The sequence below is a fragment of the Reyranella soli genome (assembly GCF_007992495.1).
GTDB lineage: Bacteria > Pseudomonadota > Alphaproteobacteria > Reyranellales > Reyranellaceae > Reyranella > Reyranella soli.
Window position 1 is genome coordinate 50,549 of record NZ_BKAJ01000091.1, and the last position, 10,942, is coordinate 61,490.

General features: G+C 67.7%; 8 protein-coding genes. 4 read left to right on the plus strand and 4 right to left on the minus strand.

Going from position 1 to position 10,942, the window contains the following annotated elements; genetic code table 11:
* Window positions 1-40 precede the first annotated feature (40 nt).
* Window positions 41-1,018, plus strand: a complete 978-nt coding sequence (locus RSO01_RS25840) for a Bug family tripartite tricarboxylate transporter substrate binding protein (protein ID WP_147152853.1) — start codon at window positions 41-43, stop codon at window positions 1,016-1,018.
* Here RSO01_RS25840 and RSO01_RS25845 read toward each other — a convergent pair.
* The 4 genes from RSO01_RS25845 to RSO01_RS25860 are packed head-to-tail and all read right to left on the minus strand — an operon-like array spanning window position 990 to window position 3,837.
* Complete coding sequence (locus RSO01_RS25845; RefSeq protein ID WP_246158797.1) at window positions 990-1,472, minus strand: GNAT family N-acetyltransferase; 483 nt, start codon at window positions 1,470-1,472, stop codon at window positions 990-992. The two genes, RSO01_RS25840 and RSO01_RS25845, sit on opposite strands and share 29 nt — an antisense overlap.
* 39 nt (window positions 1,473-1,511) lie before the next feature.
* Window positions 1,512-1,967, minus strand: coding sequence for a potassium channel family protein (locus RSO01_RS25850; protein WP_147152855.1), 456 nt, complete (start codon window positions 1,965-1,967; stop codon window positions 1,512-1,514).
* Window positions 1,964-3,094, minus strand: coding sequence for a zinc-binding dehydrogenase (locus RSO01_RS25855; RefSeq protein ID WP_147152857.1), 1,131 nt, complete (start codon window positions 3,092-3,094; stop codon window positions 1,964-1,966). The genes RSO01_RS25850 and RSO01_RS25855 overlap by 4 nt, the downstream gene beginning before the upstream one ends.
* Window positions 3,094-3,837: an SDR family NAD(P)-dependent oxidoreductase gene (locus RSO01_RS25860; protein ID WP_147152859.1), complete on the minus strand. Its 744-nt coding sequence runs from the start codon at window positions 3,835-3,837 to the stop codon at window positions 3,094-3,096. The genes RSO01_RS25855 and RSO01_RS25860 overlap by 1 nt, the downstream gene beginning before the upstream one ends.
* Window positions 3,838-3,912: 75 nt before the next feature.
* Here RSO01_RS25860 and RSO01_RS25865 point away from each other — a divergent pair, with 75 nt between their 5' ends.
* The 3 genes from RSO01_RS25865 to RSO01_RS25875 all read left to right on the plus strand — a co-directional run bounded on the left by RSO01_RS25865 (window position 3,913) and on the right by RSO01_RS25875 (window position 10,910).
* The gene (locus RSO01_RS25865; protein ID WP_147152861.1) at window positions 3,913-7,266 is read left to right on the plus strand and encodes a transglutaminase family protein; all 3,354 of its coding nucleotides are present in this window, start codon (window positions 3,913-3,915) and stop codon (window positions 7,264-7,266) included.
* A 256-nt stretch (window positions 7,267-7,522) separates the two neighbouring features.
* Complete coding sequence (locus RSO01_RS25870) at window positions 7,523-10,021, plus strand: circularly permuted type 2 ATP-grasp protein (protein ID WP_147152863.1); 2,499 nt, start codon at window positions 7,523-7,525, stop codon at window positions 10,019-10,021.
* Window positions 10,022-10,031: 10 nt separating this feature from the next.
* Window positions 10,032-10,910, plus strand: a complete 879-nt coding sequence (locus tag RSO01_RS25875; protein ID WP_147152865.1) for a transglutaminase family protein — start codon at window positions 10,032-10,034, stop codon at window positions 10,908-10,910.
* Window positions 10,911-10,942: the final 32 nt, after the last annotated feature.

Here is a 10,942-nt window from a genome sequence, read left to right on the forward strand (position 1 = left end):
GCGTGCGCGGCAGGAAAGATGACGTCACGCGGAGGAAACCATGAACAGGCGTAAATTGCTGGCCGGCGCGGCCGCCCTCGGCGGAGCGGTGGCCGCGCCAGCGCTTGCCCAGGACAAGTATCCATCCCGGCCGATCCGGCTGGTGATCCCGTTCCCGCCGGGTGGCCCGACCGACCTGATGGGCCGGCTCTACGGCGAACGGCTCGCGGCCCTGCTCGGCCAGCCCGTCGTGATCGACAACAAGGCGGGCGCCGGCGGCATCGTCGGCGCCGATCTCGTCGCCAAGTCGAAACCCGACGGCTATACGCTGCTGCTGGGCTCGTCGTCGACACAGGTCACGGGACCGCTGCTGATGCCGCAGCCGCCTTACGATCCGGTACGCGACTTCACGCTGTTCATCATAGGCTTCGTGCCCATGGTGATCTCCTGCAATCCCAGCCTGCCGGCGAAGACGTTGCCGGAGTTCGTCGCCCTGCTGAAGGCGAACCCCGACAAGTATCGTAGCGGCTCCTCCGGCATGGGCAGCATCGGGCACCTGGGCAGCGAGCTCTTCAAGCTCAAGGCCGGCAACCTCGTCTCATTGCACGTGCCCTACAAAGGCAACAATGCCGCCGTGCAGGCCACGCTGTCAGGCGAGGTCGACTGGCTGCTCGACACTATCGGCACGACGTTCGGCCACTACAAGGCAGGCAAGACGCGCTACCTCGCGGTGTGCGCCGACAAGCGGACCTCCGTCGTGCCCGACTTGCCGACCACCGCGGAGTGCGGGTTGCCCGACGTGCTCGTTTCGACCGTGAACCCGGTCGCATTGCCGGCGGGCGCGCCGCCTGAGGTCGTGACCATTCTCGCCGCCGCCACTCGCAGGATCATGGCCGACGAGAAGCTGCAGGCCGAGCTGCGGGCGCTGGCGGTGGAGCCGGTGGCCGATGCCGACCCGGTGCGGTCCGCCGCCTATTTCACCGCCGAACGCGAACGCTGGGCGCCGATCATCAAGGCGAGTGGCGCGAAGATGGAGTGAGCTGCTTCTCGTAGAACACCGACCACTTGGAATCGGGATAATCGAGCACCGCGCCACAGCGCGTGAAGCCGGCGCGTTCGTAGACCGTCCACGCCGCCGGATGCTGGTCGCCGGTCTCCAGCACCAGGCGCCTAAGACCTTCCTGGCGGGCCAGGGCCTCGACCCGCTCAACGATCATCGCGCCGATCTTGCGCCCGCGATGCGACGGCCGCGTATACATGCGCTTCACCTCGCCGACCCCGTCGGCGTGGCGCTTCAGCGCGCCGCAAGCGACGGCTTGGCCATCCTCGCGCGCGATGAACACGGTCGTGTCGGGCTCGGCCATCTGCTCGGCGGTCATGTGGAACACGAATTCCGGCGGCGTCAGCTCGAGCAGCGTGGCGTTCAGTTCCTTGATGAGGCCACGAACGTCATCCTGCAGCGCGCTTTCGGCAGCGATGGAAATGCGGCTCAACTGTTGCTCCTTGCTTTCTGTCACCAGGGGCCAGCCTGTTCACAGCCGCCGCTGCTTCGGATGTTCCAGCCAATCGTGTTCCAGGGTGCGCATGCGCGCAGTGACCGAGAACAGGAAGGCGGTCGACCAGCCGAACAGCAGCAGGCCGTTGGCGCCCTCGATGGCGCTCACCAGGCGCCACTGCTTGTCGAGCACGACGTCGCCGTAGCCGATGGTCGTGAAGCTGGTCGTGGAGAAATAGAGCGCCGCTTCGAAATCGGCTAGCGCGCCCTGGATGAAGTACACGACGGCGTAAAGCCAGATCTCCGCGGTATGAATGCCGACCAGCCCCAACACGACGACCACAATGGCCGCGCCCTGGCCGATCGCGCTTTCGTGCGCCCGGAAGCGATGCCCGCGGGCGCGCAGCAGCCGGATCAACAGCAGCAACCCGGCAAAATGCACGACGACCGTGAGCCCCACCATGAATGCGGCGAGGGCGAGGTTGCCGATCATCCGTGCGGCACAAGCACCTGGCGCACGGTTGCCACGTCCTGCAGGCGATCGAAGCCCGCGTTGACCTCGTCGAAACCGATGCGTTGGCTCATCATGCGGTCGACCGGCAATTTGCCCTGCTGATAGAGCGAAATGAAACGCGGGATATCGCGCACGGGCACGCAGCTTCCCATGTAGCTGCCCTTGATGGTCTTCTCCTCGCTGACCAGTACGCTCTGCTTGAAGGAAAAATCGGCCGCGATCGGCGACAGGCCAGCCGTCACCGTCGTGCCGCCCCAGCGCGTCACCAGGTAGGCCGTCTCCATGGCCTTGATGGTACCGGCAAGGTCGAAGGCATAGTCGACGCCGCCGTTGGTGAGGTCGCGCACCTGCTTCACGTGGTCGGCGTCCTTGGCGTTGACCGTATGAGTGGCGCCGAGCTGGCGCGCCAGGCCAAGCTTCTCGTCGGAAAGGTCGATGGCGACGATCTGGCTGGCGCCGCCCAACACGGCACCCATCAGGCCACTCAGGCCGACGCCGCCCAGGCCGACGACGGCCACCGTGCTGCCCGGCCGGATCTGCGCAGTGTTGACCACGGCGCCCACGCCGGTGACGACGGCGCAGCCGAACAGGGCGGCGATGTCGAGCGGCAAGCTGGGATCGATCACCACGATCGAGCCGCGATCGACCACGGCATACTCGGCGTAGCAGGAGACGCCCGACTGGTGGTTCACCGGCTTGCCGTCGAGGTGCAGGCGATGATTGCCCGACAGGAGCTGGCCGGCCGAGCGCGGCGTCACCGAGCGCTCGCAGATATAGGGCCGGCCCTCCAGGCAACGCCGGCAACGGCCGCAGCTCACGTTGAAGGTGAAGCAGACATGATCGCCGACCTTGACGTCGTGCACACCGGCGCCCAGTTCGACGATTTCGCCCGCGCCCTCGTGGCCCAGCACGATCGGCACCGGCCGCGGCCGGTCGCCGTTCACCAGCGACAGGTCGGAATGGCAAAGCCCGCCGCCGCCCACCTTGACCAGAACCTCGCCCTCGCCCGGCGGATCGAGATCGAGCTCGGCGATCTGGATCGGCTTCGACTTGGCGAACGGCCGTGGCGCGCCGCAGACAGTGAGAACGGCAGCTTTGGTCTTCATCAGGCAATCCCTCCGTCGACCCGGACCAAGGATCCGGTGGTGAAACTTGACTTGGCTGAGGCCAGATAGAGCGCGGCCGTCACGATCTCTTCAGGGCTGCCGCTGCGCCTGAGGGCGGCCGTTGGGTTGAGCTTATGCTCCTCGCTCCAGGCCTTGGAGACGTCGGTCAGGAAGCGGCCGGGCGAGATGGTGTTGACCCGGACCTTGGGCCCGTACTCGAAGGCAAAGGCCTCGGTGATGGCGTTCAGCGCCGCCTTGGCGCCGGCATAGGGCGCGATCTGCGGCCGTGGCCGCAGCGCCCCGGCACTGGAAATATTGATGATCGAGCCGCCCTCACCAGCCGCCATGCGGCTGCCGACCAGGGACATCAGGCGGAACGGACCCTTGAAATTCAGCGACACGATGCGGTCGAAGAGCTGTTCGGGCGTCTCCAGCGACGAGGGCGCCAGCGGCGAGGAACCGGCATTGTTCACCAGGATATCGACCTTGCCGAAGGCGGCGTAGGCCGCGTCGGCCAGGCCCTCGAGCTCATGCCAATTGGCGACGTTGCAGGCATAGGTCCCGGCCCGGCGGCCCATGACCCGCACCTCGGCGGCGACCTTCTCACAGGCGTCCAGCTTGCGGCTGGTGACGAAGACGTCGGCGCCGTGGGCGGCAAACGCCTTCACCATCTGGTAGCCCAGGCCGCGGCTGCCACCCGTCACTAGGGCGACCTTGCCCGTAAGGTCGAAGTAGTTGCTCATGCCCTAACTTCTGACGTTTGACGCTGGCATGTCACTTGCTAAGTGTACCTGTAGAGCGGAATTGGGCGGGTCGGCATGAGCATCCACGTCGCGCTGCATCATCGGACGACCTACACTTACGACCGACTGGTGGCGCTCGGTCCCCAGATCGTGCGCCTGCGTCCCGCCCCGCATTCCCGCACTGCGATCCTGTCCTATTCGCTGCGGATCGAACCCAAGCAGCACTTCATCAATTGGCAGCAGGATCCGCAGGGCAATCATCTCGCCCGCCTGGTGTTCCCCGAGAAGACCGACCGCTTCGAGGTGGTGGTCGACCTGGTCGCCGACATGACGGTGATCAATCCGTTCGACTTCTTCCTCGAGCCCGAGGCAGAGCAGTGGCCGTTCGCCTACGATCCCTCGCTCGCCGCCGAGATCGCGCCGTTCCGCAAGGTCGAGCCGCCGGGTCCGCTGCTCGCGGCCTGGCTCGCCAAGGTCGATCGCTCCAAGCAGCGCACCGTCGACTTCATCGTCGGCCTGAACGCGCGCCTGCAGAAGGAGATCGGCTACATCGTGCGCATGGAGCCGGGCGTGCAGAGCTGCGAGGAGACGCTCGGCCTCGCCAAGGGCTCGTGCCGCGACACCGGCTGGCTTCTGGTCACCATCATGCGTCATCTCGGCTTCGCGGCGCGCTTCGCCTCGGGCTACCTGATCCAGCTCATGCCCGACGAGAAGCCGCTCGACGGACCGGAAGGCCCGACGCACGACTTCACCGACCTCCATGCCTGGTGCGAGATCTACCTGCCGGGAGCAGGATGGATCGGCCTCGACCCGACCTCGGGCCTGCTGACCGGCGAGGGCCACATCCCGCTCGCCTGCACGCCCGAGCCGTCGAGCGCGGCGCCGATCGAAGGCGCGGTCGACGAGAGCGAGGTCACCTTCTCCTACGACATGAAGGTGACGCGCGTGCGCGAAACGCCGCGCACCACCAAGCCCTACAGCGACGAGCAGTGGGCCGGGCTTCTTGCCGTCGGCGAGGCGATCGAGGGCGACATCGGCAAGCACGACCTGCGGCTGACCATGGGCGGCGAGCCGACCTTCGTGTCGATCGACGACATGGACGGCGCCGAATGGAACACGCTGGCGCTGGGGCCGGAGAAGCGGCGCAAGGCGGGCGTGCTGTTCCGCAAGCTCGCCGACCGCTTCGCCTCCGGGCCGCTGCTGCATTTCGGCCAAGGCAAGTGGTATCCCGGCGAGCAGCTGCCGCGCTGGGCGCTCAACTGCCATTGGCGCAAGGACGGCGAGACGATCTGGCGCGACGCCCATCTCTATGCCCTGGAGGACAAGCCGACGGGCGCCACGCCGGAGATCGCGCATCGCTTTGCGCTCGCCTTCGCGCAACGCCTGCAGCTCGATCCCGGCTATCTCTTCGGCGCCTTCGAGGACACCTGGTACTACCTGTGGCGCGAGCGGCGACTGCCCAGCAACGTCGCGGTCGATGACGCCAAGATGAAGGACCCGCTGGAGCGCGAGCGTTTGGCGCGGGTGTTCGAGAAAGGATTGGAGAGCCCCGTCGGCACGGTGCTGCCCATTCAACGCGAGCACAACGGCCGCGGCCGCTGGCGCAGCGGACCGTGGTTCCTGCGCTCGGAGAAGTGCTACCTGATCCCCGGCGATTCGCCGCTCGGCTACCGCCTGCCGCTCGATTCGCTGCCGTGGGCTGCGCCGGCGGACATGGATGTCATGGTCGAGCCCGATCCCATGGTGTCGCATCCCGCCCTGCCACCACTCGATGCCTTCCGGCGCGCGCCGGTGCTGCGACGCCAGGAGCGCGGCCGGCCCGACGACAGCAACGGCGACGGTGAGGCGCGACGCGAGGCCTGGCGGCGTGCGCTGGCGCCCGATCTCGGACAGCATCCCGGTGTCGGCCATTCGGCCGGCAACATCGTGCGCACCGCGATCTCCTTCGAGCCGCGCGACGGCCATCTCTTCGTCTTCATGCCGCCGACCGAGCGCACCGAGGACTATCTCGACCTCGTCACCGCCGTCGAGGACACCGCCGAGGAACTCGGCCAGCCGGTGTTCATCGAGGGTTATCCGCCACCGGGCTCCGATCCACGGATCAACCACTTCAGTGTCACGCCCGACCCCGGCGTCATCGAGGTCAATATCCATCCCTCGATGAACTGGCGCGAACTCGTGGACAAAACCGAGATCGTCTACGAGGAAGCCCGCACCACGCGGCTCGGCGCGCAGAAGTTCATGATCGACGGCCGCCACACCGGTACCGGCGGCGGCAACCATGTGACCCTTGGCGGACCGTCAGCGGCGGATTCGCCACTACTGCGCCGGCCTGATCTCCTGAAGAGCCTTTTGGGCTACTGGCTCAACCATCCCTCGCTGTCCTATCTGTTTTCCGGCCTGTTCATCGGCCCGACCAGCCAGCATCCGCGCGTCGATGAGGCGCGCAACGATGCGCTCCACGAGCTCGAGATCGCCTTCCGCCAGATCAAGTCCGGCGAACAGGCGCCGCCCTGGCTGGTCGACCGCATCTTCCGCAACCTGCTGGTCGATGCCACGGGCAACGCCCATCGCACCGAGTTCTGCATCGACAAGCTGTTCACACCCGACGCGGCGTCGGGCCGGCGCGGGCTGCTCGAGCTGCGCGCCTTCGAGATGCCGCCGCACTGGCGCATGAGCGTGGCCCAGCAGGCGCTGCTGCGCGGCCTGGTCGCCAAATTCTGGGATCGGCCGTACGAGCGCACGCTGACGCGCTGGGGTACGCGACTGCACGACGACTTCATGCTGCCGCACTTCGTCTGGCAGGATTTTTCGGATGTGCTGGCCGATCTTTCAGAGGCCGGGTACCGCTTCTCGCCCGACTGGTTCGCACCGCACTTCGAGTTCCGCTTTCCCAAGATCGGCGACATCGCGCAGCGCGGCATCGAGCTCGAGCTGCGCCACGCGCTCGAACCCTGGCATGTGCTGGGCGAGGAGCCCGGTGGCGGCGGCACCGTGCGCTATGTCGATTCCTCGGTCGAGCGCCTGCAGGTCAAAGCGGTCGGGCTGAACGAGCAGCGCCATGTCATCTCCTGCAACGGCTGGCGCGTGCCGCTGCGCGCCACCGGCACGGTCGGCGAATACGTCGCCGGCGTTCGCTATCGCGCCTGGCAGCCGGCCAATGCGCTGCATCCCACCATCGGCATCCATGCGCCGCTCGTGTTCGACATCCACGATTCCTGGAACGGCCGGTCGCTTGGCGGCTGCAGCTATCACGTGGCCCATCCCGGCGGCCGCAGCTACGACCGCATGCCGGTCAACGCCAACGAAGCCGAGGCCCGGCGCCGCGCCCGCTTCTTCCCGATCGGCCATTCGCCGGGCGACATGCCCGAGCCGCGGCCGATCGACAATCCGGAGCATCCGCTGACGCTGGATTTGAGACGGGCATAGCGCCCTGCCTCTTTCCTCTCCCGAGCTCAGCGTTTTCTTCTCCTCCCCCGTCTTACGGGGGAGGATACAGGAGGGGGAAAGCCACATAGGCGGCCTCTCCAAGTCCATGATCTGAAACCGGCGGCACCTCGCCTGTTGCCTGCCCCCTCCTCTATCCTCCCCCGTATGACGGGGGAGGAGGTCTGAGACGGCCGGGTAGACCCCACCCTCTCCCCATGCGATTCTGACCCCTCCTGTTCACTTCTCCCGCGGGCCCATGGAGTCTTTGCGCGGCCTCTCATCCTCGCCGGCAAGCGCATATGACGAGCTGGTCACCGGCCAGAAGTCGATCCGCTATCACTGGCAAGGCATTTTAAGCGTCATCCGAGCGCTGCCCGGGGGTCTCGGCGAGCGCGTCGAGAGCGCGCGCCGGCAGCTCGAGGAATCGGGCGCCACGGTCAACCTGCTCGACGACCGCGGCGCGCAGCGCTGGACGTTCGACCCGTTGCCATTCGTGATCACGCCCGACGAATGGTCGGAGATCGAAAGCGGCGTCATCCAGCGCGCCCACCTGCTCGACGCCGTCCTGGCCGATCTCTACGGCCCGCAGAGCGTGTTGAAGGACCGCCTGCTGCCGCCGATGCTGGTCCATGCCAACCGGCACTACCAGCGGCCCTGCCGCGTCACCGACGGCAAGGCGCCGACGCGGTATCTCTCCCACTATGCCGTCGACCTGGTGCGGCTGAGCAGCGGCCGCTGGCACGTGCTGGCCGACCATACCGAGGTTCCGTCGGGCATCGGCTACGCCATCGAGATGCGCCGTGTGCTGGCAAGAAGCCTGCCCGAGGCCTTCCGCTCCATTCCGGTGCGGCACCTGCGGCCGTTCGTCGACCACTGGCACGATTCCCTGCTCGCCATGGCGCCAACCGGCGTGGCGCAGCCCAACATGGCCGTGCTGACGCCGGGCTCGCTGTCGGCAACCTACTTCGAGCACGTCTACCTCTCGCGCGTGCTCGGCGTGCCGCTGGTCGAAGGCGGCGACCTGGTGGCGCGCGACGGCGCCGTCTCGATCAAGACCCTGGCCGGCCTGCGGCCGGTGCACATGCTGCTGCGCCGCCTCGACAGCTCCTTTGCCGACCCGCTCGAGCTGCGCGCCGATTCAGCACTCGGCGTCACCGGCCTGGTCGAAACCACGCGCACCGGCGCAATCTCGCTCGCCAATGCGCTGGGTTCGGGCGTGGTCGAGACGCCGGCCATGATGCCGTTCCTCGAGCGGCTGAGCGAAAGGCTGCTCGGCCAGCCGTTGCAACTGCCGTCGCTCGACGTGTGGTGGCTGGGCGAGCCCGCAGCGCTCACCTTTGCGCTGGCCAACCTCGACCTGATGATCGTGCGGCCCTGCCTGGAGGCCGATCGCGAGCCGATCGTCGTCGGCATGCTGGAGCCGTCCGAGCGCAAGGCGCTGGAGGAGCGCATCCGCGCCCAGCCGGGCCACTTCGTGGCGCAGTATCCGGTGACGCCTTCGCTCAGCCCCAAATGGGACGGCAAGAACCTGGCACCGGCCGCCATGGTGATGCGCGTGTTCGTGAGCGCGGAAGGCCCCTCCTACCGCGTACTGCCGGGCGGCTTGGCACGCGAGCCCGTCGGCGACACCTGCCTGCGCTCGCTCGGCCGGCTCAACGGCACGCTGAAGGACGTCTGGGTACTGGCCGAGGACGCAGCCGACGTGCAGCTCCCCTCGACGCGACGCTTCCACCAGCTCTCGGTCGAGCGTGGTGGCGCCGACCTGCAAAGCCGCGTTGCCGACAATCTCTACTGGCTCGGCCGTTACATCGAGCGCCTCGACAACGACGCGCGCTTGCTGCGCACCACGGCGACCAAGGTGGCGACCGGCGCGGTGAGCCCGCGCGACGCTCTCGAATTGCGCCTGCTCGGCCGCCTGCTGAGCCAGGCCAACCTGATGGACCAGGGCGCAGCCCTCTCGGCGCCGGAGAATACCGCCTTCCAGCAGGGCCTCGCTGCGGTCGGCGCCGACAATCGCGGCCTGGCGACCGTGCTCGATGCCATCCAGCGCCTGACCAGCTCCATGCGCGAGCGCTTCTCGGTCGACATGATCACGGCGGCCGGCCCGGTGATGGCCGAGGTTCGCCATCGCCTGACGGCGGCGCGCGGCCAGCTCGATCCGCTGCTCGCCGCCCTCGACGAGGTCGTGCAGTTCGTCGCCATCCTGTCGGGCCTCGCCCAGGAGAACATGACGCGCGGCACGGGCTGGCGCTTCCTCGACCTCGGACGGCGCCTGGAACGTGCGCAGTTCGTGGCGACCGGCGCGCTCAGCCCCTTCGCCCAGTCGCCGATCGACTGGGAGGCCTCGATGTGGGTCGCGCTCGAGCTCTGCGACAGCACCATCACCTACCGCACGCGCTATCTCGGCCAGCTCCAGCCGGCGCCCGTCCTCGATCTGGTCATCCTCGACGACAGCAACCCGCGCTCGCTCGCCTTCCAGCTGCGCGCCATCGAGGGCCATCTCGACTATCTCGCGCGCGTCTCGGGCACACGCGTGCCGGCGCTGCCGTCGACGCTCGACCATGATCTCGCCTCCGGCGTAAAGCAGTTCGCCGGCGACGAGCAGGTGTGGCGTCACGAAGGCCTGGCCCTCGCCCTGCTGCGCGATCTCGCCGACGAGACTGACCGCCGGCTCGACGGGCTCTCCGAGGCGATCACACGCGCCTACTTCTCCCATGTTCCGGCGGCGCAGGCCGTCGGCTCGTCGACGGCCTAGGAGGAGCGGCATGAAGTACCTGCTCTCCCATCGCACGTCCTACACCTACGCCAGCACCGTCGATTCGGCGCAGCACATCGCCCATCTGCGCGTCCGTGCCTTTGCCGGCCAGACGGTCGGCGCGATCAGCATCGAGACCAGCCCGATCCCGGCACTGGCGGTGCAGCACATCGACCATTTCGGCAACAGCATCGACATCTATCGCCTCGACAAGCCGCACAACCGCTTTGACATAGAGGTGCGCGCGTCGGTCGACGTGCGTTTCCCCGATCCACCGCCGGCCGCCTCGACGCCGGCCTGGGAAGACGTGCGGGCAGCCCTGAACGGCAACGGTTTTCCGGTCGAGGTCGAAGCGAGCGAATTCGTCCACGAATCGCCGCTGGTGCCGGTCGTCGAGGCGTTGAAGGCCTATGGCGCCCAATCGTTGAAGCCCGGCCGGCCGATCCTCGAAGCGGCGCGCGAGCTCACCTCGCGCATCAAGAAGGACTTCGAATACCATCCCGGCGCCACTGACATCAGCACGCCCTTGGCCGAGGTGTTCGCCGGCAAGGCGGGCGTCTGCCAGGACTTCGCCCATGTCGAGATCGCCGCCTTGCGCGCGCACGGCCTCGCCGCCGCCTACGTCTCGGGCTACATCCGCACCGTTCACTCCAAGGAAGAGATCGCCCTGCGCGGCGCCGACGCCAGCCACGCCTGGGTCGCCGTGTGGTGCGGCGAGGCCGCGGGCTGGGTCCATCTCGACCCGACCAACGACCTAGTGGCGAAGGAGGACCATGTCGCCGTCGCCTGGGGCCGCGACTTCTCCGACGTCAGCCCGTTGCGCGGCGTCATCCTGGGCGGCGATTCGCACTCCTACGGTGTCGCCGTGACATTGGTGCCGACCGGCTAGTGGCTCGCCACAGAGATTTTGACGGCAAGGTG

Bases quoted from the DNA above. Each gene is read 5' to 3' on its own strand.
- RSO01_RS25840 (WP_147152853.1), top strand. From the start codon at position 41: ATGAACAGGCGTAAATTGCTGGCCGGCGCGGCCGCCCTCGGCGGAGCG.
- RSO01_RS25850 (WP_147152855.1), bottom strand. From the start codon at position 1,967: ATGATCGGCAACCTCGCCCTCGCCGCATTCATGGTGGGGCTCACGGTC.
- RSO01_RS25855 (WP_147152857.1), bottom strand. From the start codon at position 3,094: ATGAAGACCAAAGCTGCCGTTCTCACTGTCTGCGGCGCGCCACGGCCG.
- RSO01_RS25860 (WP_147152859.1), bottom strand. From the start codon at position 3,837: ATGAGCAACTACTTCGACCTTACGGGCAAGGTCGCCCTAGTGACGGGT.
- RSO01_RS25865 (WP_147152861.1), top strand. From the start codon at position 3,913: ATGAGCATCCACGTCGCGCTGCATCATCGGACGACCTACACTTACGAC.
- RSO01_RS25870 (WP_147152863.1), top strand. From the start codon at position 7,523: ATGGAGTCTTTGCGCGGCCTCTCATCCTCGCCGGCAAGCGCATATGAC.
- RSO01_RS25875 (WP_147152865.1), top strand. From the start codon at position 10,032: ATGAAGTACCTGCTCTCCCATCGCACGTCCTACACCTACGCCAGCACC.